The organism is Microbacterium sp. Z10_103, assembly GCF_058310455.1.
Genome location: NZ_JBZEGK010000001.1, coordinates 3257859 through 3280380, shown reverse-complemented (window position 1 = coordinate 3280380; position 22522 = coordinate 3257859). Strand labels below are relative to the sequence as shown.

Below are 22522 nucleotides of genomic sequence, written 5' to 3'. Positions count from 1 at the left end.
CCACCACGTCCCCCTCGTCGAGTTAGATCCGGTTGGCGGCGGCGCAGGCGGGGATTCCCCACGTGCAGGCGTCGACCCACGACATCGCCGAGACCCCATCGGGGACGGCCCGCGCATCGGTGCGGAGACACCGGTCCAGCCGATCGGCTGACGTGTCGTCGTCGGCGAAGATGAGAGCCAGCGAGAGCGGCTCCCCGCGGACCATCTCGCTCCGGGCGTGGAGGTTCTCCGCCGCCGCCACGGCCAGCTCACGCTCGTGGGGCGTGGCGTCCCGGGCACCGGTCCAGACGACGGCGATCACCCGGCGGACGTCCAGCCGTGCGTGCAGCTCGACCGACAGCTCGGCCATCGCCTGGTGAAGGCGAGAGCGGAGTGCGCGCGTGCGGGGGGTGTGACGGGCATCGAAGTCGGCGCGGAGCGTGCCCGGCACCAGATCGGCGACGCGGAGGCATGCCAGGTCGGTGTCGCTGTTCATGCGAGGTCCTCCGCATCCGCCCGCTCCTCGAGCTCGGGATATCCCGCGGCGTACGTCGCCTCCACGCGTGCGCACCGCGAGAGAACGCGGTCGCGGACGGGCATGTCAGCGCTCCCCGCGGGGAACGCGGACCTCGCCCACGGAGTGTCCGCCGGGGCAGGGCACCGCGATGACATCGCCCACGCGCACGTCGCCGGGCAGGACGACGCTGGCGGACGGCTCGTCCGCGTCCGCATCCCACACCGCCAGCGACACGTCACGCGCGTGCGACACGCGGCCCAGCAGGCGAGCCTCCCGCCACACCGGATGGACGGGAGACAGGCACGCGTCGATGCGGATGGTGCGGTCGTCCGTGGCCACCACGCGCGCGACGACGACCGTGGCGCTGTCGGTGGGCGACGCCGTCCCTCCGGAGAAGGGGATGACGGCGGGGCCGGTGCAGACGCACGGCGTCCCGCAGATCTCGGCGTACCGCGTCAGCGAGATCGCCGACACCGTCACGTCGTCGATCCCGGCGCGCGCGCCGGCCGGCCAGGCAGTGCGATCGAAGGGTGCGGGGATGCTGTCGCGCAGCGTGGGGAGGAGGGTGGTGAGGGTCACAGCGACCGGTCTACGCCGCCCCGCCCGGCCGCTCCCGCATCCTTGCGCTTCTCATACGGCGCCCGAGGCAATCCTCACGCAACCCTCTCGTCGACTCGCCACAATCCGCGCCATATCGGGCCGAATCCGGACGGAAGGTGGCGAGTCGACACGGGTGTCAGGCCAGGACGAGCGACTCCAGGCGGGCGTAGCTGGTCTCCATGCCGTCGACCATGCCGGTGCCGAGGATGATGTCGCGGGTGTCCTTGTCCGGATACTCGATCAGCAGGGTCAGGAGCGTCACGCCGTCCTCCTCGTAGAGCGACAGGTCGTTGACGGTGCCCTCCCCCTCCATGCCGATCATGCGCTCCGTGGTCACCGCGCGTCGGGGAGGATCGGAGAGGAGCGTCTCCCCCTCGAAGCCGAACCTCTCCCCCGGCGTCCCGGGCGCCGGTTCCCACTCGTACCGGTAGCGCCCGCCCACGGAGCTGTCCACCTCCGCGACGGGCATCGTCCACCCGTCCGGCCCCAGCAGCCACCGCTTGAGAAGCTCGGGGTCGTGGTGCGCGCGCCACACCAGGTCGCGCGGACCTTGGATGAGTCGGGTGATGCGCACGTGGGTGTCGTCGAGGATCTCGAGCTCGGTTCCCCGCCCGCGCGCATAGTCGCCCAGATCGCGCAGCACGGCGTCGAGCTGGCTCATCGCCATCGTCGCGCCCTCGACCATGCCCATCGCCACCAGCTGCTCGAGCGCCTCGGTCGAGGGGAAGTGCGTGACGCACGTGAGGCGCGACCCTTCGGGGGTCGCCGCGATCGCGAAGGCCATGCGGGAGGTGGGCATGTCAGCGGATGCTGCGCCCGACTCGTCCGCGAACGCGTCGAGCACCTCGTACCCGGCCGGTGCATCTATGGAGAGGAACTCCCAGCGTCCTCGCGAGACGTCTCCGCGCGGCCCCGTCATCACGTAGTTCGCGACCCCGCCAGGCGTGAAGTCGAATTCGTCGAACGTCGCCGGGTATCCCGGGGGGCCCCAGAACCGCTCGAGCTGGCGGGGATCGGTGAAGGCCTTCCACAGTCGCTCGGGGCCGACGGGGAAGTCGGCCAGGAGGGTCATCGTGAGGGCTTCGGGATCGGTGGTCACGGATGTGACGGGCATGACAGTCTCCTTCAGAGCGGGTGGATGCTGCAGCGCCTCGCTGAGGGCCGCAGCATCGGTCAGGTCGCGGGGTCCTCCCGCAGCAGGTCATCGAGGCGGTCGATGCGGGAGCGCCACAGCTGCTCGTACTCGGCGAGCAGCCGACGGGCTCGGGCGATCGTCTCCGGATCGGCGCGCACGAGGCGCTCCCTTCCTTCGGCCCGCTTCACGATGAGGCGAGCCGTCTCCAGCACGGCGACGTGCTTCTGGACGGCGGCGAAGCTCATGTCGTAGCCGGCGGCGAGCGCCGACACGGACTGTTCGCCGGTCAGGGTACGGCGCAGGATGTCGCGCCGCGTGGCGTCGGCGAGGGCCCGGAAGATCCGGTCCACCGCTGCGTCATCGAGTTCACTTTGTACAACCATTTGGTTGTAGGTTAGCGGTGGAGGTGGTCGCCGTCAAGAGCATCTTCGCCTCACCCAGGCACGCCCGGTAGCCTGCCCTCATGACCGGTGACAACGTCGGAGGGCGCGCGAAAGATCGCTTCGCCGACGATGGCCTCCCCGACCCGCTCCGGCCGGGTCGCACCATGCCCGCCCCCGCTGCCGACCAGAACCTCCCGAAGGGCGATGTCCGGGTCGCGTCGTGGATCGCGCTGGTCAGTGCGGTGATCGTGCTGGCGTGGTATTTCAGCATCCTCATCCTCGGCGGCGTGTATCTGGGAGAGCTCAGCACTCCCGCGCAGCTGGCCGTGTGGGCTCTCGCGGCGGTCTCGTTCGTCTGCGGGATCATCTCGCTGAACGCGCGCCGCCACCGGGAACTCGCCGCGGCGGGATTCATCGCGGGCATCGTGTCGCTGCTGGTGAGTCTGACGATCGGCCTTCCCACCGGCTTCCAGATCCTCTACTGACGCGGAGGAGCCGGCCGCCCTGGCACAACTAGACTGAAGGCGTCCGGCATCCCCGAAAACCCTTCGGCCGAACCTGGAGTGCAGCCGCGTGATCACCCCCGCTGAAGACCTCACGGCCGCCCCGGCCGATACCGCCGCCGCGAGAGCGGCAGCACAAGCTGACACCGTCGGGAACGCCGCCGCGACGCCCGAGAAAGAGCAGCCGTACGCGGCGCTCGGGCTCAAGCCCGACGAGTACGCGCGTATCCGCGAGATCCTCGGGCGGCGTCCCACCTCGGGCGAGCTGGCGATGTACTCCGTCATGTGGAGCGAGCACTGCTCGTACAAGTCGAGCAAGATCTACCTGCGCCAGTTCGGCCAGAAGGTCTCCGACGAGATGAAGACGCGTCTCATGGTGGGCATGGGCCAGAACGCCGGCGTCGTCGACATCGGCGAGGGCTGGGCGGTCACCTTCAAGGTGGAGTCACACAACCACCCGAGCTACATCGAACCGTTCCAGGGTGCCGCCACGGGCGTCGGCGGCATCGTCCGCGACATCATCTCGATGGGCGCGCGCCCGGTCGCCGTCATGGACCAGCTGCGCTTCGGCGCCATCGACCACCCCGACACCGCGCGCGTCGTCCACGGCGTGGTCGGCGGAATCTCGTTCTACGGCAACTGCCTGGGGCTGCCCAACATCGGCGGCGAGACCGTGTTCGACTCGGTGTACCAGGGCAACCCGCTCGTCAACGCCCTCGCGGTGGGGGTCCTCCGCCACGAAGACCTCAAGCTCGCGAACGCCTCGGGCGTCGGCAACAAGGTCGTGCTGTTCGGCGCGCGCACCGGCGGCGACGGCATCGGCGGAGCATCCATCCTCGCCTCCGACTCCTTCGACTCGACGGGACCCACGAAGCGCCCCGCCGTTCAGGTGGGCGACCCGTTCGCGGAGAAGGTGCTCATCGAGTGCTGCCTCGAGCTCTACCAGGGCGACCTGGTCGAGGCGATCCAGGACCTCGGGGCCGCCGGCATCTCCTGCGCCACGAGCGAGCTGGCAGCCAACGGCGGCAGCGGCATGAAGGTCGAGCTCTCGCACGTGCTGCTGCGGGACCCGTCGCTGACTCCCGAGGAGATCCTCATGTCGGAGTCGCAGGAGCGCATGATGGCGATTGTGGCGCCCGACAAGCTCGACGCGTTCCTCGCCGTCACCGGAAAGTGGGATGTCGAGACGAGCGTGCTGGGCGAGGTCACCGGCGACGGGCGCCTCGTCATCGACTGGCACGGCCGCGAGATCGTCAACGTCGACCCGTCGACCGTGGCCGTCGACGGCCCGGTGTACGAGCGCCCGGTCGCGTACCCGACGTGGATCGACGCGCTCCGCGAGGACTCGGCCAGCGCCCTCCCCCGCGAGAGCGACCCCGACACGCTGCGCCGTCAGTTCACGCAGCTGCTCTCCAGCCCCAACCTCGCGGACACCTCGTGGATCACGAACCAGTACGACTACTACGTGATGGGTAACACGGCACTGTCGTTCCCCGATGACGCGGGGATGATCCGCGTCGACGAGGAGTCGGGCCTCGGATTCGCGATCGCGACCGACAGCAACGGCCGCTACTGCCAGCTCGACCCCTACGAGGGGGCCAAGCTGGCGCTGGCCGAGGCGTACCGCAACGTCGCGGTCACAGGGGCAGCGCCCGCGGCCGTCACCGACTGCCTGAACTTCGGCAGCCCGGAGAACCCGGAAGTCATGTGGCAGTTCTCGCAGGCCGTCGAGGGACTCGCCGACGGATGCCTCGAACTCGGCATCCCCGTCACCGGCGGCAACGTCTCGTTCTACAACCAGACCGGCGACGCTCCCATCCACCCCACCCCGGTCGTGGGCGTGATGGGCATCATCGACGACGTCGCCAACCGCATCCCCAGCGGCTGGCAGGATCCGGGCGAGAACCTCTACCTGCTCGGGGTGACCGCCACGGAACTGTCGGGTTCGCAGTGGGCCGGCACCATCCACGGCCACCTCGGCGGCCGCCCGCCGCGCGTCGACCTGGCGCAGGAGCGCAAGCTCGCCGAACTGCTCCGCGCGGGCAACGCCCAGGGCCTCATCTCCAGCGCCCACGACCTGTCGTCGGGCGGGCTCGCCCAGACCCTCGCCGAGGGCGTACTGCGCTTCGGCGTCGGCGCGCGGGTATGGCTGACCGAGATCATGGAGCGCGACGGCGTGGATGCGGCGACCGCGCTGTTCTCGGAATCCACCGGGCGCGTGCTGGTCTCGGTCCCCCGCGAGGAGGACGTGAAGTTCCGGGGACTGTGCGCAGGCCGCGGTTACCCGGTCCTCCGGATCGGCGTGACCGACGCGGGGCCCAGCGACGGCACAGAGGCGGCCCTCGAGGTGCAGGGCCTGTTCACCTTCCCCGTGCCGGAGCTGCGCGAGCTGTCGGGCGCCACCCTGCCGGCCGCCTTCGGGCCGACCGTCGTCGAGCCCGCGGCTTAGACTGTCGCCATGACCGACTCGGAGGACTACGGCGACCTCGGCCAGACCCGCCAGCGCCGCATCCGCATCGTCGCCTGGGTCGTGATCGCCTCGCTCATCCTCGTGGGCGGCGGCGCGACGGTGATCTCGCTGTTGCTCGGCTGACCCGGGCGCGCCCCCTGCCGCCCGCCGCTGGACACCCCACCCGACGCCCAGAACATGTGCTCTCGGCGAGAACACCCCGTACCGGGCACCAGGACGTGTGGGTTCGCCGAGACCACGCCGCCTCGATGAGAGGCGCGGTTAGCATGAGGACGTGGATCCGCTCTGGCTCGCCGAGGTGTGGTGGATCGCGCCGGCCGCACTGGGCGCGGGCGCGATCGGCTGGGCGGGGGTGCGGATGACCCGGGGCTCCGGGCGAGCGCGCCGCCTCGAACTCGAGGCCGCCCGCCATGACGTCCGCGCCGCCTATGAGGCGCTCACCCGCGCTCGCGCCGGAGTGCTCAGCGCTCGTGCCGCCGTCGCACGCGCCGACGCGGATCGGGTGGCCGGGCGCGGCGCTCCCGGTGCGGCGGCTGCTGCCCGTCGCGCGCTGGCGCAGGCCGAGCGTGATGTGCAAGCGGCGTACGCCGACCTCCGCGCCCGCCGCGCCGGTGTGCGCGCCGCACGGGCCGCTGTTCCCCCGGCGCGGTCCGGACGGGACGCGCTTCCGCTGGCCCGGTTGCTCGCCGAGCACGACGTGCTGCGCTCGCGCTGGCTCGCCTACGAGACGGATGCCGGGAAGGCCATCGACTATCCGTCGATGAGCGACCCGCAGCATCCACTCACCGCCGAATTCCTCCGCGCCCAGGCCGCCGCGCAGTGGCTGCGGCCGGCGAACGCCGAGGTCAAGATGCGCCCGGCCGACTTCGCCGCCTACCGCGACGCCGTCCGTGAGGCCGAGCGCACCTTCGCGGCGGCGGAGCACGCGGCTCGGCGTGCACGCGGCGAGCCGGACGACACCTCCTCGCCCGCCGACCGGTGGTCGGACCTGGCCCGCGACGTCATGGATTCGACGTCCCGCGCGATCGCGCGATCGGCCGAGGCCGTGGCGCGCGCCGCGGAGGCAGGCTGGAAGGGCCGGAAGCGTCCGCCGACGGAGTAGCCGGCTCCTCCCCGCCGACGGAGTAGCCGGCTCCTCTCCCCGCCCCGCGTAGCATGGCGACGTGGACTTCTGGCAGTTCCTCGGCAACTACTGGTGGCTGGCCTTCCCGCTGTTCGGCATCGCCGGCGGGGTGGCGAGCAGCTGGGAAAGAGCCACGCGCCGACGCCACAAGCGGCGACTGGAGATCCTCAAGGCCAAGAGTGAGCTCCAGGCCGCGCAGGCGGCGGGCCTGGGCCGGCCGACTCCCGCCGCTGCGCCCGGCGAATTGTCTGCCGAGTCGCAGCAGGCGCAGCTGGAACGCCTCTTCGCCGCGCACGATGCGGTGACCGCCCGCTGGCTCGAATACGAGCTGGATGTGGCGAAGATGATCGCCTTTCCCGCGATGAGCGACGGCCGCCAGCCGCTCACCGCCGCCTATCTGCGCGCCAAGCGCGTGGCCGACGGACTGCGCCCCGCGTCGGCCAAGGCGCGCCTGACGCCGCTGGAACTCGCGGAGTACCGCAACGCCGTGACCGACTACGAGGTCGCCTTCGACCTCGCCGAACGCGACGCCCGGAGGCTGAAGGACTCCTCGTTCAGCGCCGCGGAGCGCAAACGGCTCGACACGGCGCAGCAGCTGCTCACCATCGCGGTCGACCAGGCAGCCACCCCCGCCGAACGCCAGCTCGCGTACAAGCGCGTGCGGGAGGAACTCGACGGCCTGTTGTCCCTCTCGGACGACGCGATCGACGTGCTCGAGCAGAAGGTCGCACTCGAGCTCCAGGCCGCACCGGATGCGCCGGCTCCCCGCCCCGCGGACGCGCCGACTCCTCGCTCCGCGGATGCGGCATCCGCGCCTCCCCCGCCGCAGCCCCTACCGTCCCGCGCCCCCACGACCCCCGCACGCCCGGGGCCGTCCGGCGACACGGCACCCGGGCGGGTGACCCGCCCCAAGTCCGGGTCGTGAGACCCGGCGCCGAAAGGACGACAGCGCACCGAGCGCACGGCCTGACCCCGCCGTCTTCTCGTGCACTCGCGACGATGTCGTGCACTCGGGGCCAGGCTCAGCGGTGCTTGTGCCGGTGCACGACCGCCGCAGCGGAGGGCTTCGATGCCTCCGACGCACCGACCACGTTCGTCGCGACCACCGTGGCGCGCCAGCGTCCGGAGGGCACCTCCTCGAACGTCACCGTCTTCGCGGGCGCCGCGGTCTCCTGCGTGAACACCTGTCCGGAGGCGGAGGTCAGCGTCACGATGTAGCCGGTGACGGGCGCTGCCGCGCTCGCGCGTGCGGGCTTCCACGTGACGCGCACCTCGTCCCGGGCGACCCGGACTCCCGGCTTTTCGACCGCCTTCGGGGCGGTTCCGACCACGATCTCCTGCTGCAGCCGGTTGAGACCGCGCTCGGCGTCCCAGGTTCCGACGTTGGCCGTGCGGATGGCGAAACGCGGATCCTGCGGGACCGACTCGTCCGGTGCGGGAAGCGCCAGCGACGCGGAATACCGGCCGGCCGGCACGTTGTCGAGCGGCACGGCGAGCGTCACGGACTCCCCCGGCGCCCAGGTCCGCGCATCCTCGTCGAGCGGCACCGTCACCGGACCGGAGGCGCCGTCGAGCACCACCGAGACCGGACGGGGGTTGTAGGGCGCCGCCCACCCCTCGTTGCGGATCACGATCTGCAGCGAAGGATTCGCGCCGCTCACGACACGCGACTGCTCCAGCACGAACCGGTATCCGAGCTGCTTCGCCACCTCCGTCAGGTTCTCATCGCCCCACGAGTTCAGCACGTCCTGGTTGTAGTCGCGGTTCAGGTAGCTGTAGTGGTACCGCGCGAGCTCTGCGGATGCGGAGTCCCACTCAGACCGCGGCGGGTTGACCGTGCAGGTCTCACCGCCCATCGGCAGGAAACGGGTCTCGGCCGCCAGATACTCCTGATCGAGCGTGATCGGGTCGGAGAGGAAGGTGCCGAAGTCATCGGGAGACGCGAGGAAGCAGTCGTTGTGGTGTCCCACGCGCGCGAGTGCGCTGCCGTCGTACGCCTGCTCCGCCGGCAGGGCGCCCGCCCCACCGCTCGGACGGTCGACCGCCCGCTGCTTCGAGAGCATGGTGCGCACCTGCACCATCCTCGACTCGGGCAGCGCCGCCAGCAGAGCGTCCACCACGGCAGTGCGGGCCGCCCAGTCGTCGTCGGTCACGACACCCGGGTTCGCCGGGTCGGCGACGAAGTGATCGGTGTAGTACCCCTCGCCCCACAGACCCACGAATCCGTTCTGCAGGACGGCGATGACGTCGGCATTCGCGCGCAGCACCGGTGTCAGTTGATCGATGTGGGCGAGGACCTGTTCCACAGGCGCGTCGCCGTACGGCGGGGAGTACGGCCAGTCCCCGCCCTGCGCGTACGCGAAGCGCAGGATGACCGACACGCCCGCCGCGCGCGCGGTGGCGAAGTCCGCCGTGAGGGCGTCGAGCAGCGTCGCATCCAGGTCGGCTCCGACATACCGCTCGAGGTACACCACGCGCAGGATCTGCGACACGCCCTCAGCGCGGTAGGCCTCGAGCGCCGACGCGGTGAGCGGTGTCCAGCCGCTGCCGTCAGCGCGCGAATGGGTCTCGGTGTGGCGGTAGAACCCGCGTGCGGGGTTCGCGATCACCGCGTCGTCCTCCTGATATGACACGACGGTCGGGGCTGGGGCTGGACGGGGATGGGTGGCCGCCGCGGGAGTGGCGGTGGTAAGGGCGGCCGCCGCCATCACAGCGGCCGTGAGCACGGGCAGGCCCGCGCGTCGTCGGTGGGTCGTTCGCATCGATCGCTCCTCATGTTCCGGGGGAGAACCACCCGGCGATCCCGGGTGTGAGACGGACGCTAACGGCGCCGGGACCTGCCGTCCACGAAAAGCGGCAAACGCGCAACGCCGGTGAGCGGATGCTTCGTCGCCCCGGTCATGCGACCACGACGCACACCCCGGCGGCACGCAGATCCGCCACCTCCCCCGGGTCGGCAGCGGCGTCGGTCACGAGGACGTCGATCTGCGACGTCGCCGCGATCGAGGCGGCAGACGCGCGGCCCAGCTTCGATCCGTCGGCGACGACGATCGTCCGCCGTGCAGAGGCGACCATCGCGTGATTCGTCCGGGCCTCCGCCGGGTCGTGCGTGCTCACGCCGCCCGCGGCGCTGACACCGTCGGCACCGAGGACGGCGATCCCCACCCGGGCCGCATGGAAACCTCGCTCCGCGAGGGGCCCGACCAGTTCGAACGACTGCGGTCGTAGCCTCCCCCCGGTCATGACCACCGCGCAGCCGGAATGGGCACTCGCGATGCCTGCGATGGTGAGCGAGTTCGTGATGATCGAGATGCCATCACGGTCGGGAAGCTCCCGCGCGACCTCGGCGGTGGTTGTTCCGCCTCCCACGGCGATCGCCAGTGCCCCGGGAGGAAGCAGGCCCACCACTGTCCGGGCGATGCGGCGTTTGGATTCGGTGAAGCGCCCGTCGCGCAGCGCCTCCGGCCGCTCGGGATTCGTGCCTGCGGGGCTGGCTCTTCCGTGGGCACGCACCAGGAGACCCCGCGCGGCCAGCTCCGCCAGATCACGCCGGATGGTGGCCGGGGAGGCACCGGCGATCACCGCGAGGCGGTCGACGGAGGTGCTGCCGCGCTCGGCGAGCGCATCGAGGATGTCGTTCATCCGGCGAGTGCGCCTTGCTGTTGCCTGTGACACCTGCGTGGAGGCCGTCCCTATTTCAGCCCCGACGACGCCAGACCGTCGATCACGCGACGCTGCAGCACGATGAACATGATCAGGACCGGCGCCATTGCCAGGAGGCTGGCTGCCATCGCGACGGGATAGTCGGTCGTGCGGTCGCTCAACAGCGTCGCCAATCCCGCCGACAGCGGCATGTCGGAGCTGTAACTGGTCACCACGAGCGGCCACAGCAGCTCGTTCCACGACCAGAGGACGGTCGTGATGGCCAGCACGCTCATCGTGGGGGTCGCCAGCGGCAGCATGACGCGCCAGAAGATCTGGAACGTGTTCGCCCCGTCCAGGCGCGCCGCCTCCTCCAGCTCGGTCGGCATCGCCAGGAACGCCGTCCTCATGAGGAACGTACCGAAGGCGCTGAACAGGCCGGGCAGCACGAGCCCGCCGATGGAGTTGAGGAGACCGAGGTTCTGGATGATCTGGTACTGCGAGAGCAGGTACACCTGCGAAGGGACCATCAGGATCGATAGGACGACCGCGAGCAGGATGCCGCGGCCCCGGAAGCGCAGCCGCGCGAAGGCGTAACCCGCCATCGTGCACAGCAGGAGCTGGGCGAGCGTGCGGATGACAGTGATGAGAACGGACGTGCCGAACTGGGAGAAGAAGGGCAGCCGCTCGAAGACCTCGGCGTAGTTGTCCCACTGCAGCTCACCCGGCCAGAAGACGGGCGTGACGGACTGCACCTGCTCGTTGGTGGACAGCGACATGATGATCTGCCACAGGAACGGGAAGGCCATGATGACAGCCCCGACGCCGAGCACGATGTGCGCCACGACGTATTCCCGACCGCCCCGGATCCGTCGCGGAGGACGCTCGGCCCTGCGTCGGACCTTCCGATCCGGGGCGACGAGCGTGCGGGTGGTGATCGCCTCAGTCACTCTGAACCCATCTCCGCTGTAACCGGAACTGCAGGAAGGTGACGAATCCGATGATGACGAAGATGATCATCGCCACGGCGGCGGCGTACCCCTTCTCGTTGTTCACGAATCCTGCTTGGTAGAAGTAGTAGACGAGCGACATGCTGCGCGGCAGCGACGAGTTGCTCGCGGTCGTCCCGAGGATCGCGTACAGCAGGTCGAACAGCTGGAAGCACGAAATGACCGTGATGATCGTGACGAAGAAGATGCTGGGGGTGAGCAGCGGCACGGTGATCGCGCGGAACTGCCGCCACCGGCTGGCACCGTCGAGGGAGGCCGCCTCGTAGAACTCGGGCGGGATGGTTTTCAGCCCGGCAGCCAGCACGATCATGGAGAACCCGATCGAGCTCCACAATCCCACGATCGCGACGGCGACGATGGCGAAACCGGGGGTACTGATCCAGTACGGTCCCTGGATGCCCACGAGCGAGAGGACGTAGTTCACGAGACCGAAGTCGCCGTTGAAGATGATGCGCCAGACGAACGCGATCGCGGTGGGCATGGCGACGTAGGGCAGGAAGAAGAGCACGCGGTAGACCGCGGCGAATCGCAGCCCCGGAAGGTTCAGCAGGCTTGCCAGCACGACAGCCAGCGGAACGCCCAGCAACACGATGAGCGTGTACAGCAACGTGTTGCCGAGGGAGAGGTAGAAGCTCGGCTCGGTGAACAGTCGCGCGAAATTCTCGATCCCGGCGAAGGCCGCGTCGCCGAACACGCCGAAGCTGGTGAAAGAGAAGCCGGCGGTCTGGATGATCGGCCAGATGTAGAAGGCACCGATGCCCAATCCGAGCGGTCCGATGAACACCACGGCCCACCACCCGTCGCCCTGGCGTCCAGTGCGCCCCGGGTGCGGGTCACCCCCGCCGCTCCGCGAGGGAGCAACGGGGGTGACCATGGTGCGCTGGGCAAGCGTCAACGCGACTCCTTCGCGAGCGCGTCGTCCATCTTGGTCGCGAGCTCGTCCGTCACCTCGGGCACCGGGCGCTCGCCGGAGAACGCCTGCGGCAGCAGCTCCGCCTCCAGAGCGTTCCACGCGGCGCTGTTGGCGCTCACGGGAAGGGGGCGGGAGTAGGACACCGCATCCAGGAAGACCTGCAGGTCGGCCTGCGGCATCGACTCGGCGAACGACGACTGGGTTCCCTCGAACGCCGGGATGATCGATCCGAACTCGCCCTGGGTCTGCTGCGCTTCCTCCCCGGCGAGATAGACCTGCAGCGCCTGGGCGGCCTGCTTGTTCTCGGAGCCGGCGGCAACCACGTTGGCCACGCCGTGGATGACGGTCGCCTGTTCCTGGCCACGGGGTAGGGGCAGCACGTCCACGCTGTCCACGAACGGCACGTCGGCCAGAGCGGAACGGAACCAGCTGCCGCCCATGTACATGGCGAGCTTCCCGGAGGTGTACCACTGGTCGGCGGAGGTGTCGGTGAGCTGGGCCATGGTCGGGGACGCGCCCGACGCGATCAGGTCGGTCCAGAACTGGATGCCGTCCTGCGTCTCGGGGGTGTTGTATCCCGAGCTCTCGCCGTCGATCACTTCGCCACCGGCCTGGAAGATCGTGTTGTAGTACGTGGTCTGTCCGTCCATGCCTCCGGCAGCGCCGTAGACGCCCTCGCCCGCGAGAGCGGTGGAGATCTGTGCGGCCGTGCTCTGGAAGTCATCCCACGTCCACTCGCCGCTCGGGACGGCGACGCCCGCGCGCTGGAACAGCTCCTCGTTGATCCACACGCCGATGGTGTCCATGTCTTTCGGCACACCGTACGACACGTCATCGACGGTGTAGAGATCGACGAGCGACTCCGGATAGTTCGCCGGGTCGATGTCTCCCGCATCCACCGCACCGGTGATCGGCTCGAGCTTGTCGTTGAGCGCGTACAGCTGGATGTTCGGCCCGTTCATCCAGAACAGGTCCGGGAGAGTGTCGCTCGAGGCCTGCGTCTGCAGCTTGGTCCAGTACTCGCTGAAGGGCGTCACGCTGAGCTTGACGGTGATGTTCGGGTAGATCTCGTTGAAGCCCGCGATGCTCTCCTCGATCGCGTCGACCTGCGCCTGGTCCCACAGGCCGTAGGTGATCTCCGCGGTGAGGTCCTCGTCGGGCGCGGCGTACTCGCCCGAGCCACCCGCTCCCCCGGCGCCGCCGCTGCACGCGGTGGCGGCGAGGGTGACGGCGCTCGCGAGGGCCAGCGCGCCGAGCGCGCGGCGGCCCCATCGGGTCTGTGTCATCGGTTGTTCCTTTCGGTCGGGTGGTGCTGTGATCCGTGCGAGGTGAAGTAGTCGACGACGTCCGCAGGAAGTGCCGGCACGTCGAAGGGGCGCGACCCGGAACGGATGGAGTCCGCCGCGAGCGCGCCGGCGGCCACGGCCGCACGCGCCGCGAGCGGCGACACCACGGTGGGCGTGCCGTGCACCAGGTGCGAAAGGAACTCGCGCATCGTGGCGAGATCGGCGTCCTCGTGTCCGCTCGCGTCTCCGCCGATGTGGTACTCCGCGTCTCCCTCGACCGCCCACTCGCGGCGGCGGTTCCAGACCTTCACCACGCCGTCGGCGGTGTCGCCGATGTTCTCCAGGCGCCCCTCCGTGCCGATGACGGTGTAGTTGCGCCAGTAGTCCGGCGTGAAATGGCACTGCTCGTAGCTGGCGAGCACGCCGTTGTCGAGGGTCATGAGCATCATCGACACGTCTTCGACGTCCACCACCGGGTTCAGCCCCGTGGCCGCGGCCGGCGGCCAATTGTCGAGGGAGAACCAGTCCGGCATCGTCTCGTCGGGACGCTCGCGCCGGTCGGTGATCTCGCCGTAGACCATGAGGTCCCCCATGCCCACCACACGGCGGGTGTAAGCGCCGCAGAGGTAGTGCACGACGTCGAGGTCGTGGCTGGCCTTCTGCAGGAGCAGCGTGTTGGTGCGCGCACGGTCGGCGTGCCAGTCCTTGAAGTAGTAGTCACCGCCGTTGCCGACGAAGTGGCGGACCCACACCGTCTTGATGTCGCCGATCTCCCCGCGGTCGATGATCTGCTTCATGAGCCGGACGACGGCCGCGTGACGGAAGTTGTGGCCGATGTAGAGGACACTGCCCGATCGAGCGGCGGCGGTGAGCACGCGGTCGGCGTCGGGCAGTGTCGTGGCGACCGGTTTCTCGAGGTAGACGGCGACGCCCGCGCCCAGCAGGTGCTCGGCGATGTCGGCGTGCGTGTCATCGGGCGTCGTGACGATGGCGGCCTCCACTGTTCCCGCGGCCAGGAGCTCCGTCACGTCATGGAAGACGGGCACGCCAGGGAACAGCGCCTCCGCACGAGCGCGTCCGTGCGGCGAGGGATCGACCGCGGCGACCACCCGGGCGCCGTCGAACGCCACTCCGACGTGCTGCGCGATCACGCTTCGCGCGCCGACACCGACCACGGCGATGCGGGGGCCGGCGCCCGCATCCGCGGGCCGTTCGACCTTCACGAGGCGTTCACTTCGGTGTGCATGCGACCCATCTTGCACACCGTGAGCGAATTTGTCACGTCTCCGGGTCAATCGATCAGCTTTGACCATTGCCGGACCGCCCAGTGGCGGGCGGTCGCCCCGAAATGAGCGACCGCGGCGCGCGCTCGGGCGGAGCTACGCCTCAGCGCGCGCCGTGCGAAACCGGGGGCGCCACGATGATCTCCACGCCGGCCTTCTCGAACTGCGCCGCGGCCCGCGGGGGCAGCGCACCGTCCGTGACGAGGGTGTCCACATCGTCGAGGGCGCAAATGCGGGCGAACGTCGTCCGGCCGATCTTCGTCTGATCGGCCGCCACGATCACGCGCCGTGCGACGGCGGCGATCTGGCGGCTGGCGTCCGCCTCGCCTTCGTGGAGCGTCGTGGCGCCGAACTCCGCCGTGAGCCCATCGACACCGAGAAGGGCGATGTCGAGACTGAAGTCGTGCAGAGACCTCCCCACCAGGGGCCCGATGAGTTCGTAGGACTGCCGGCGCGGCACTCCTCCAGTCACGACGATCTTGATGTTCTCGCGCACCGACGACTCGAAGGCGATGTTCAGGGCGTTGGTGACGATCGTGACTCCCGGCTCCCCGCCCACGGAGTGCAGGCGCTCGCTGCGCCCGAGGGCGCGTGCCACCTCCGTGACGGTGGTCCCACCGTTCATCCCCACCGTTGCACCCGGGGGGATGAGTGCCTCCACAGCGCGTGCGATCGCCAGCTTGGCGTCGGCCTGTCGCGCGATCTTGTACTGCAGCGGCAGCTCGTAGCCCGATCCCAGTGCCGTGGCACCGCCGTGCGTGCGCGTGACCAGCCGCTGCTCGGCCAAAGTGTTCAGATCGCGCCGCGCGGTCGCGGTGGACACGCCGAGAAGATCGCTCACGTCTGCGATCGTGACGTTGCTGCGTTCGCTGACGAGCTCGAGCACGAGATTGAGCCGCTGTTGTTGGTGCATGACCAGCCTCCCCCGCCCATGCTGACACAGGTCCGGTTGACTCGTGTGATTGGTTCTGCTCAAATTGCTCCTAATCGATCAGTATTGATCTGCTCCTCAGGAAGAAGACCATGAGCCACACCTTCGTCGACGACGAGATCGCCTCACAGCCGCACACCTGGTCCGAGGCGGTGCGGCTGGCTGCGACGGTGACCGACGCGCTCCCCGCATCCGGCGAGCGCGTCGCGTTCGTCGGATGCGGAACGAGCTGGTTCGTGGCGATGGCCGCCGCCGCTCGGCGCGAGGAGCTCGGGCTCGGGGAATCGGATGCCTTCGCGGCCAGTGAATTCCCCGCATCCCGCCGATACGACCGGGTCGTCGCGATCTCGCGATCCGGAACCACGACGGAGGTCGTCGAGCTGCTGCAGCGCCTCGACACTCCGACCACCGTGATCACGGCCGTGCCGGACTCCCCGGCCACCGTGCCGGCCGACGAGGTGGTCGTGCTCGACTTCGCGGACGAGCAGTCGGTCGTGCAGACCCGCTTCGCCACCAGCGTCATCGCGCTCCTGCGCGCGTCGTTCGGCGACGATCTCGACCGCGCCATCTCCGATGCCGAGGCCGCCCTCGACATCGATGTCGCCGCGTTGGTCGGCGCCGACCAGTGCACCTTCGTCGCCACCGGCTGGCCGATCGGGCTCGCCTACGAAGCGGCGCTGAAGACGCGCGAGGCCGCGCAGGCCTGGGCGGAGTCGTACCCGGCGATGGACTACCGGCACGGCCCCATCTCCATCGCGCAGCCCGGCCGACTGGTGTGGAGTCTCGGCGGAACACCGGAGGGGCTGAGTGCGGAGGTGGCGGCCACCGGCGCGACGTTCGTCGAGCACGATCTCGATCCGCTGGCGCGCCTGATCGTGGCGCAGCGCTTCGCCGTCGCGCTGGCGAAGTCCAAGGGACTCGACCCCGACCATCCCCGCTCGCTGACCCGCTCCGTCATCCTGGCGTGACCACCCCTCGCGCCATCGGGATCGACGTCGGCGGGACGACCGTGAAAGCAGTGGTCGCCGATGACGCCGGCGTCGTGCACGCCGAGTCGCGAACAGCCACCATCGCGCCCGACCCGACGGGTGCCGGAGTCGTGGACACCGTCGCCCGGCTTCTCGAAGAATTCGACGATGCACCACGCCTCCCGCTGGGGGTCGTGGTGCCCGGGATCGTCGATGAGCACGCAGGCAGGGCCGTTTCGTCGGCGAACCTCGGGTGGGAGGATCTTCCCCTTGCCGCCCTGCTGGAGCGTCGGTTGGATCGCCACATCGGATTCGGCCACGACGTCCGCGCGGGCGCACTCGCGGAGGCACGCTGGGGCGCGGCGTCCGGCGACGCGGGCATCCTCGCGTTCGTCCCCATCGGCACGGGGATCGCCGCCGCCGTCCTCGTGGGCGGAAGCCCCCTGGTCAGCGGCGGGTGGGCGGGCGAGATCGGTCAGCTCCTCATCCCCGCCGGACCCTTCGCGGGGTTGAGGGTCGAAGAGGTGGCGTCGGCATCCGGGACCGCGCGCCGCGCCGGGCTGCCCGACGCTCGCGCCGTCCTCACCGGGGTCCAGCAGGGCAACGCGACTGCCCGGCGGGCGTGGCATGAGACGGTCGACGTTCTGGCGGATGCTCTCGCGGGCCTCGTCGCGACCACCGGCGCGGAGACGATCGTGCTCGGCGGCGGTCTCGCGCTCGCCGGGCCGGAGCTGGTCGCCCCCCTCGCCCACGCCCTCGACCGGCGGCTCGGGATGCTGCGCAGACCGGCTCTCCGCACCGCGCGACTGGGAGATCGTGCGGCCGCACTGGGTGCGACGCTGCTCGCCTCGGGGCCGCAATGAGCGAGGCCGCCGAACCGTTCGTCGTGGCGGCACCGGCCTTCGGCCTGCCGGTTCCGTCGCTGCGGGCGGGCGCCTCCGCAGACCTCGTCGCCTTCGGGGCGAACGGACGATGCGCGCCATGAAGGCGGGACGATGGCTCGCATCCTGACGGTGACGCCCAACCCCGCGGTCGACGTCACCTACACTGTCGACCGCCAGATCGTCGGTGCGACCGTTCGCGTTCGAAGCGTGCGGCGGCGGCCGGGCGGCAAGGGACTCAACGTGGCACGCGTTCTTCGCACACTCGGGCGAGACGTGGCGGCGGTGCAGCCGCTCGGCGGCGACGCCGGGTGGTGGGTCGACCAGGCCCTCTCCCACGATGGCCTTTCCGCGACGACCGTCCCGATCGCCGGTGAGACGCGAACGACCGTTGCCGTCGTCGACGGCATCGCGCATCCGACCCTCCTCGCTGAGCCCGGCCCCACGCTGACGGACGCCGAATGGGACGACCTGCGCGCCGGCGTCGAAGCAGCCCTGCGCCCCGGGGACTGGGTCGTGGTGGCCGGATCCTTTCCCCCAGAAACGACCGACGCGCACTGTGCAGGACTCATCTCCGGCGTGCACGACCGACGCGCGCGTGTGCTCGTGGACACGAGCGGGCCGCTCCTCCTCGCGGCCGCCGACGCGGGCGCCGACGTGGTCAAGGCCAACCGGCAGGAGGTGCGCGACGCGACGGCGGACGACGACACAACCCGCGCGCTCGGGCGCCTCGGGCGCGGCGGCTCGAGCGTGATCATGTCGCGCGGTGAGGAAGGGCTGCTTCTGCGGCGCCCCGACGGCAGCACCGTCGAGCAGGCCGCCATTCCGGGAGTCACGGGAAATCCCACCGGCGCCGGGGATGCGGCCACGGCGGGATTCATCGCCGCTGTCGCGGAGGGCGCCGACCTGGAGGCGGCGCTGGCCTGGGCGGCCGTCGCCGGCGCCGCAGCGGTCCTGCATCCGGTCGCGGGCGAGATCGACCTCGACCATCTTCCCGACCTGAGTGCGAGCGTGGGACTCCCGCCGCTCGCTCTGCTTCCTCGTCCGACCTCGGAACGGAGGGTTCCATGAGCGCCCGGACCGCCACCGACCTCGTCGCCGACGCCCGCGGCAGCGGCACAGGGATCGGCGCCTTCAATGTCGTGCTCCTGGAGCATGCGGAGGCCATCGCCGCCGGCGCGGAGCAGGCCGGCATGCCCGTGATCTTCCAGATCAGCCAGAACTGCGTCGCGTACCACGGTTCGCTGGCGCCGCTGGCGCTGGCCACCCTCAGCATCGCGCGCTCACTGTCGGTACCCGCCCTCGTTCACCTCGACCACGCCGACGATGCGGAACTGGTGCGCGAAGCCGTGGGCCTCGGCATCCAGAGCGTCATGTTCGACGCGTCGACCCTGCCGTACGAGGACAACGTCGCGGCCACCCGCGACGTGACCCGCTTCTGCCACGACCACGGCGTGCTCGTCGAAGCCGAGCTGGGCGAGGTCGGGGGCAAGGATGGCGTGCACGCTCCCGGTGTGCGCACCGATCCCGAAGACGCGGCTCGTTTCGTCGCTGCCACCGGGGTGGACTGGCTGGCCGTCGCCGTCGGCACTTCCCACGCGATGACCTCGCGCGAGGCTGCCGTCGACACCGCCCTGATCGAACGGACGGCGCGCTCGGTGCCGGTCCCGCTCGTCCTCCACGGGTCGTCGGGGCTCTCGGACGACGAGCTCCTCGGAGCCGTTCGGTCGGGCATGACGAAGATCAACATCTCCACGCACCTCAACGTCCTGTTCACCGACGCGGCACGGTCGGCCCTCGGCGCTGCGCCCGATCTCGTCGATCCACGCGCCTACATCGCCCCGGGGCGGGCGGCGGTGGCCTCGGAGATCGCCCGCATCCTGCAGCTCCTGGGCGCGGCATGACTGACGCGGCGGCGCTCCTGGGCCTGCCTCCCCTCCTCAGGCCGGCCGACGCCGGCGTCGTCGAGGAGTTCCGCAGGCTCATCGCGGCGGCACCTCCGCTGCCGGAGGCCATGGGCCTCCCGCAGATGCGAAGCGACGACATCCTCGGCGCGCTCGTCGCGGTGGTTCCCGATGCCCTCGCCCGCCACCGCCGGGAAGGGATCCCCGAGCGCATGACGCTCGCGAGCCTGCTCGACGTCGGCCGCAAGCACGCGCTGTACGGCGCGGACCGGGTTCTGCCCTGGCTCTTCAGCATCCTGCGGGGAGACGTCGTCGAGGTCGGCCGTCTCCAGATCGAGCGCACCGAGACCGAGCACGGGTTCGCACTCCACGTGCCGGAGACGGGGCCGCTCCTGCCGGGCGCCGTCGACGCGTCGCTGAAGGCGGCAGCCGAGCTCACCGGCGCGAGCCGATTCTGCTGCACCAGCTGGCTCCTGGATCCGGTCCTGCGGACGGAGCTCCCCGGCAGCAACATCGCCGCCTTCGCGAAGCGGTTCGACCTGGTCGCCGCGACCGCGCCCGCGCTCTCTGCCAGCGAGGCCGTCTGCAAGTTCGTCTTCCGTCGGCCGCTCCGGGATGTCCTCGATCCGGCCCTTGTCGTCCCGCGGTCGCGGCTGGAGGTCGTCGTCGCGTCGCGGCTCCGCGCCGGCGGCGGATGGACCGAGCCCACCGGAACCATCCCGGCCTGATTTTCCGCGCCCCGCGTCACCCGCCTCCAGCCCGGCGCCGGAGCGCGCGGCCCCCACGAGAAACGACATTCCGGCTGAGAAACCACGCGCTGCGTCGTTTTTCGTCCGGAACGTCGTTTCTCGGCGAGCGGGCGCGTCGGCCGGCGCGCAGGGACGCGCTTGACAAATACGCCGCGCGGCTCCATGGTTAGTTACTGAAGTAAGTAACCAAGCAACGGAGGGCACGTGATCGAAGAAGGCAGAGCGCTCTTCCTCCAGATCGCGGAGAGCGTCGAAGACTCCATCATCGATGGCAGCCTGCCCGAAGAGGGCCAGGCGCCGTCGACCAACGAGCTCGCCGCCTTCTACCGCATCAACCCCGCCACCGCCGGCAAAGGAGTGAACATGCTCGTCGACAAGGGCGTGCTGTACAAACGACGCGGCATCGGGATGTTCGTGGCGCCCGGCGCGCGCGACCTCCTGCTCGCCGAACGCCGCACCGCATTCGCCGACCGCTTCGTCGAGCCGCTGCTCCTCGAAGCGCGCAAGCTCGGGCTCGGACCCGATGACCTCACCGCTCTCATCCGCGACCGCGCCGCCGGTTCCGCGGACACCTCTAGTGAAAGGACAGCGTCATGACCGCCGTGATCGAGGTGAGCAACCTCACCAAGCGCTATCGCGACACCGTCGCCGTCAACGACGTGAGCTTCTCCATCGAGAAGGACAAGATCTACGGCTTGCTGGGCCGCAACGGCGCGGGCAAGACGACGGTCATGTCGATCCTGACCGCGCAGAACTTCGCCACCTCCGGCGACGTGCGCGTCTTCGGGGAGCATCCCTACGAGAATGCGCGCGTGCTGTCGCGCATGTGCTTCGTGCGTGAGGGTCAGAAGTACCCCGACGACGCGGTGCCGCGCCACGCCTTCCGCACCGCCCGCCTCTTCTTCCCGAACTGGGACCAAGACTTCGCCGAGCAGCTGATCGACGAGTTCCAGCTCCCGATGAAGACGCGCATCAAGAAGCTCTCCCGCGGGCAGCTGTCGGCCGTGGGCGTCATCATCGGGCTCGCCGCCCGCGCCGAAGTAACGTTCTTCGACGAGCCCTACTTGGGCCTGGACGCCGTCGCGCGCCAGATCTTCTACGACCGGCTCCTCGAGGACTACACCGAGCACCCGCGCACCGTGGTGCTTTCCAGCCACCTCATCGACGAGGTCTCCAATCTCATCGAGAAGGTCATCGTGATCGATCGCGGACGCATCGTCATGGACGACGACACGGATGCCGTGCGCGATCGCGCCGCCAACATCGTCGGCGACACCGCCGCGGTCGACGCCTTCGTCGCCGGACGGGAAGTCCTGCACCGTGAGGCGCTGGGACGAGTCTCGTCGGTGACGGTGCTCGGCGCCCTCACTGCAGCCGACCGCGAGCGGCTGGCTGCGGCGGGACTGGATGCCACGCCCGTCTCGCTGCAGCAGCTCATCGTCCGCGTCACGCAGAAGGAGGCATCCACCGGTGCCGCCGCATCCGCCACCGAGGAAGGAGCCCTCCGATGAACCGCACGCTGCGCGTCATCCAGATGCAACTGATGAACCGTCAGACCTTCATCTGGATCCCGCTGATCATCCTCGGCGGATCGCTGGTGATCACCCTCGCGATCTACGCGATCCTGCACTCCTCCGCCGGGGTGGAGGTCAACATGTACGGGGGCGGCGCCCAGGCTCCGCTGTGGTACTTCCTGGCCGTCGGCGTGTACTCGCTGACCCTCAGCTTCCCGTTCTCGCAGGCGATGAGCGTGACGCGGCGCGAGTTCTACCTCGGCACCCTGCTGACAGCGGCATTGACCGCTCTCATCATGGCGATCGTGTTCGTGCTCGGCGGTCTTCTCGAAGGGGTCACCGACGGCTGGGGCATGAACGGGTACTTCTTCCGCCTCGACTGGATCTGGGAGCAGGGGGCTCTGGCTGCGGGCCTGTTCTTCTTCGTGGTGGCGATGTTCTTCTTCGTCATCGGCTTCTGGGCGGCCACGATCTACAAGCGGTTCGGACCGATGGGCCTGACGATCGCGCTGGTGGGGGTCGGCGTGGTGCTCCTGGGCATCCTGTGGCTCATCGGGCAGGCACAGGCGTGGGCGGAGGTCTTCGGCTGGCTTGCCACGCAGGGTTCGCTGAACCTCACGCTCTGGATGCTGCTGCTCACCGCCGTGCTCGCGCTCAGCGCGTTCCCGATGTTCCGCCGCCTCGTCCCCTGACCGCATCCGCATCCGGAGCGCCGAGAAACCACATCCCGG

General features: G+C 70.0%; 25 protein-coding genes. 14 read left to right on the top strand and 11 right to left on the bottom strand.

Annotation, left to right across the window (positions count from 1 at the left end):
* Positions 1-22: 22 nt before the first annotated feature.
* From AC4FS2_RS15935 to AC4FS2_RS15920, 4 genes are all read right to left on the bottom strand, one after another.
* Entirely contained in the window at positions 23-475 is a 453-nt protein-coding gene (locus AC4FS2_RS15935; protein WP_491177645.1) for a hypothetical protein, read from the bottom strand.
* Between the two features lie 105 nt (positions 476-580).
* Entirely contained in the window at positions 581-1075 is a 495-nt protein-coding gene (locus AC4FS2_RS15930; RefSeq protein ID WP_491155203.1) for a hypothetical protein, read from the bottom strand.
* A gap of 157 nt (positions 1076-1232) precedes the next feature.
* Positions 1233-2210 carry an SRPBCC family protein gene (locus AC4FS2_RS15925; protein WP_491177643.1) on the bottom strand — a complete coding sequence of 326 codons (978 nt, stop codon included), beginning with the start codon at positions 2208-2210 and terminating at the stop codon, positions 1233-1235.
* A 59-nt stretch (positions 2211-2269) separates the two neighbouring features.
* Positions 2270-2614 (bottom strand): ArsR/SmtB family transcription factor, encoded by a 345-nt coding sequence (locus tag AC4FS2_RS15920; protein ID WP_491155207.1) that lies wholly within the window; start codon positions 2612-2614, stop codon positions 2270-2272.
* An 80-nt stretch (positions 2615-2694) separates the two neighbouring features.
* Here AC4FS2_RS15920 and AC4FS2_RS15915 point away from each other — a divergent pair, with 80 nt between their 5' ends.
* The 5 genes from AC4FS2_RS15915 (at position 2695) to AC4FS2_RS15895 (ending at position 7635) form a co-directional block, all read left to right on the top strand.
* A complete protein-coding gene (locus tag AC4FS2_RS15915; RefSeq protein WP_491155209.1) occupies positions 2695-3099 on the top strand; it encodes a hypothetical protein in 405 nt (134 codons plus the stop codon).
* Positions 3100-3190: 91 nt separating this feature from the next.
* Entirely contained in the window at positions 3191-5566 is a 2376-nt protein-coding gene (purL, locus tag AC4FS2_RS15910; RefSeq protein WP_491177832.1) for a phosphoribosylformylglycinamidine synthase subunit PurL, read from the top strand.
* A gap of 9 nt (positions 5567-5575) precedes the next feature.
* The gene (locus tag AC4FS2_RS15905) at positions 5576-5710 is read left to right on the top strand and encodes a hypothetical protein (RefSeq protein ID WP_491155210.1); all 135 of its coding nucleotides are present in this window, start codon (positions 5576-5578) and stop codon (positions 5708-5710) included.
* Between the two features lie 151 nt (positions 5711-5861).
* Entirely contained in the window at positions 5862-6689 is an 828-nt protein-coding gene (locus AC4FS2_RS15900; protein WP_491177641.1) for a hypothetical protein, read from the top strand.
* A 61-nt stretch (positions 6690-6750) separates the two neighbouring features.
* Positions 6751-7635: a hypothetical protein gene (locus AC4FS2_RS15895; protein ID WP_491177639.1), complete on the top strand. Its 885-nt coding sequence runs from the start codon at positions 6751-6753 to the stop codon at positions 7633-7635.
* 97 nt (positions 7636-7732) lie between these two features.
* Here AC4FS2_RS15895 and AC4FS2_RS15890 read toward each other — a convergent pair whose 3' ends face one another.
* The 7 genes from AC4FS2_RS15890 to AC4FS2_RS15860 all read right to left on the bottom strand — a co-directional run bounded on the left by AC4FS2_RS15890 (position 7733) and on the right by AC4FS2_RS15860 (position 15757).
* Positions 7733-9472, bottom strand: coding sequence for a DUF4832 domain-containing protein (locus AC4FS2_RS15890; protein ID WP_491155215.1), 1740 nt, complete (start codon positions 9470-9472; stop codon positions 7733-7735).
* A 136-nt stretch (positions 9473-9608) separates the two neighbouring features.
* Positions 9609-10352, bottom strand: a complete 744-nt coding sequence (locus AC4FS2_RS15885; protein ID WP_491155216.1) for a DeoR/GlpR family DNA-binding transcription regulator — start codon at positions 10350-10352, stop codon at positions 9609-9611.
* A 50-nt stretch (positions 10353-10402) separates the two neighbouring features.
* On the bottom strand, positions 10403-11302 hold the full coding sequence (locus AC4FS2_RS15880) for a carbohydrate ABC transporter permease (protein ID WP_491155218.1): 900 nt from the start codon (positions 11300-11302) through the stop codon (positions 10403-10405).
* Entirely contained in the window at positions 11295-12257 is a 963-nt protein-coding gene (locus AC4FS2_RS15875) for a carbohydrate ABC transporter permease (protein WP_491155220.1), read from the bottom strand. The genes AC4FS2_RS15880 and AC4FS2_RS15875 overlap by 8 nt, the downstream gene beginning before the upstream one ends.
* The gene (locus tag AC4FS2_RS15870; protein ID WP_491155221.1) at positions 12254-13561 is read right to left on the bottom strand and encodes an ABC transporter substrate-binding protein; all 1308 of its coding nucleotides are present in this window, start codon (positions 13559-13561) and stop codon (positions 12254-12256) included. The genes AC4FS2_RS15875 and AC4FS2_RS15870 overlap by 4 nt, the downstream gene beginning before the upstream one ends.
* Positions 13558-14784 carry a Gfo/Idh/MocA family protein gene (locus AC4FS2_RS15865; protein WP_491155223.1) on the bottom strand — a complete coding sequence of 409 codons (1227 nt, stop codon included), beginning with the start codon at positions 14782-14784 and terminating at the stop codon, positions 13558-13560. The genes AC4FS2_RS15870 and AC4FS2_RS15865 overlap by 4 nt, the downstream gene beginning before the upstream one ends.
* Positions 14785-14947: 163 nt before the next feature.
* Positions 14948-15757: a DeoR/GlpR family DNA-binding transcription regulator gene (locus AC4FS2_RS15860; protein WP_491155225.1), complete on the bottom strand. Its 810-nt coding sequence runs from the start codon at positions 15755-15757 to the stop codon at positions 14948-14950.
* Positions 15758-15867: 110 nt separating this feature from the next.
* Between AC4FS2_RS15860 and AC4FS2_RS15855 the strand changes: the two genes are divergently transcribed.
* The 9 genes from AC4FS2_RS15855 to AC4FS2_RS15815 all read left to right on the top strand — a co-directional run bounded on the left by AC4FS2_RS15855 (position 15868) and on the right by AC4FS2_RS15815 (position 22483).
* Positions 15868-16743: an SIS domain-containing protein gene (locus AC4FS2_RS15855; RefSeq protein ID WP_491155227.1), complete on the top strand. Its 876-nt coding sequence runs from the start codon at positions 15868-15870 to the stop codon at positions 16741-16743.
* Complete coding sequence (locus AC4FS2_RS15850) at positions 16740-17606, top strand: ROK family protein (protein ID WP_491155229.1); 867 nt, start codon at positions 16740-16742, stop codon at positions 17604-17606. The genes AC4FS2_RS15855 and AC4FS2_RS15850 overlap by 4 nt, the downstream gene beginning before the upstream one ends.
* Positions 17603-17728, top strand: a complete 126-nt coding sequence (locus AC4FS2_RS15845; RefSeq protein WP_491155231.1) for a hypothetical protein — start codon at positions 17603-17605, stop codon at positions 17726-17728. The genes AC4FS2_RS15850 and AC4FS2_RS15845 overlap by 4 nt, the downstream gene beginning before the upstream one ends.
* A gap of 10 nt (positions 17729-17738) precedes the next feature.
* Positions 17739-18695 (top strand): 1-phosphofructokinase family hexose kinase, encoded by a 957-nt coding sequence (locus AC4FS2_RS15840; protein WP_491155233.1) that lies wholly within the window; start codon positions 17739-17741, stop codon positions 18693-18695.
* Positions 18692-19528, top strand: a complete 837-nt coding sequence (locus AC4FS2_RS15835; RefSeq protein ID WP_491155234.1) for a class II fructose-bisphosphate aldolase — start codon at positions 18692-18694, stop codon at positions 19526-19528. The genes AC4FS2_RS15840 and AC4FS2_RS15835 overlap by 4 nt, the downstream gene beginning before the upstream one ends.
* Positions 19525-20256 (top strand): acyltransferase domain-containing protein, encoded by a 732-nt coding sequence (locus tag AC4FS2_RS15830; protein ID WP_491155236.1) that lies wholly within the window; start codon positions 19525-19527, stop codon positions 20254-20256. Before AC4FS2_RS15835 ends, AC4FS2_RS15830 begins: the two co-directional genes overlap by 4 nt.
* 225 nt (positions 20257-20481) lie before the next feature.
* Positions 20482-20874: a GntR family transcriptional regulator gene (locus AC4FS2_RS15825; protein WP_491155238.1), complete on the top strand. Its 393-nt coding sequence runs from the start codon at positions 20482-20484 to the stop codon at positions 20872-20874.
* Positions 20871-21788, top strand: a complete 918-nt coding sequence (locus AC4FS2_RS15820; protein WP_491155239.1) for an ABC transporter ATP-binding protein — start codon at positions 20871-20873, stop codon at positions 21786-21788. Before AC4FS2_RS15825 ends, AC4FS2_RS15820 begins: the two co-directional genes overlap by 4 nt.
* Positions 21785-22483, top strand: a complete 699-nt coding sequence (locus AC4FS2_RS15815) for a hypothetical protein (protein ID WP_491155241.1) — start codon at positions 21785-21787, stop codon at positions 22481-22483. Before AC4FS2_RS15820 ends, AC4FS2_RS15815 begins: the two co-directional genes overlap by 4 nt.
* The last annotated feature ends 39 nt before the right edge of the window (positions 22484-22522 follow it).

Excerpts from the sequence above, each read along its gene's own strand:
- AC4FS2_RS15935 (WP_491177645.1), bottom strand. The coding sequence starts at position 475 with ATGAACAGCGACACCGACCTGGCATGCCTCCGCGTCGCCGATCTGGTG.
- AC4FS2_RS15925 (WP_491177643.1), bottom strand. The coding sequence starts at position 2,210 with ATGCCCGTCACATCCGTGACCACCGATCCCGAAGCCCTCACGATGACC.
- AC4FS2_RS15920 (WP_491155207.1), bottom strand. The coding sequence starts at position 2,614 with ATGGTTGTACAAAGTGAACTCGATGACGCAGCGGTGGACCGGATCTTC.
- AC4FS2_RS15915 (WP_491155209.1), top strand. The coding sequence starts at position 2,695 with ATGACCGGTGACAACGTCGGAGGGCGCGCGAAAGATCGCTTCGCCGAC.
- AC4FS2_RS15905 (WP_491155210.1), top strand. The coding sequence starts at position 5,576 with ATGACCGACTCGGAGGACTACGGCGACCTCGGCCAGACCCGCCAGCGC.
- AC4FS2_RS15890 (WP_491155215.1), bottom strand. The coding sequence starts at position 9,472 with ATGCGAACGACCCACCGACGACGCGCGGGCCTGCCCGTGCTCACGGCC.
- AC4FS2_RS15885 (WP_491155216.1), bottom strand. The coding sequence starts at position 10,352 with ATGAACGACATCCTCGATGCGCTCGCCGAGCGCGGCAGCACCTCCGTC.
- AC4FS2_RS15870 (WP_491155221.1), bottom strand. The coding sequence starts at position 13,561 with ATGACACAGACCCGATGGGGCCGCCGCGCGCTCGGCGCGCTGGCCCTC.
- AC4FS2_RS15860 (WP_491155225.1), bottom strand. The coding sequence starts at position 15,757 with ATGCACCAACAACAGCGGCTCAATCTCGTGCTCGAGCTCGTCAGCGAA.
- AC4FS2_RS15855 (WP_491155227.1), top strand. The coding sequence starts at position 15,868 with ATGAGCCACACCTTCGTCGACGACGAGATCGCCTCACAGCCGCACACC.
- AC4FS2_RS15845 (WP_491155231.1), top strand. The coding sequence starts at position 17,603 with ATGAGCGAGGCCGCCGAACCGTTCGTCGTGGCGGCACCGGCCTTCGGC.
- AC4FS2_RS15840 (WP_491155233.1), top strand. The coding sequence starts at position 17,739 with ATGGCTCGCATCCTGACGGTGACGCCCAACCCCGCGGTCGACGTCACC.
- AC4FS2_RS15835 (WP_491155234.1), top strand. The coding sequence starts at position 18,692 with ATGAGCGCCCGGACCGCCACCGACCTCGTCGCCGACGCCCGCGGCAGC.
- AC4FS2_RS15830 (WP_491155236.1), top strand. The coding sequence starts at position 19,525 with ATGACTGACGCGGCGGCGCTCCTGGGCCTGCCTCCCCTCCTCAGGCCG.
- AC4FS2_RS15820 (WP_491155239.1), top strand. The coding sequence starts at position 20,871 with ATGACCGCCGTGATCGAGGTGAGCAACCTCACCAAGCGCTATCGCGAC.
- AC4FS2_RS15815 (WP_491155241.1), top strand. The coding sequence starts at position 21,785 with ATGAACCGCACGCTGCGCGTCATCCAGATGCAACTGATGAACCGTCAG.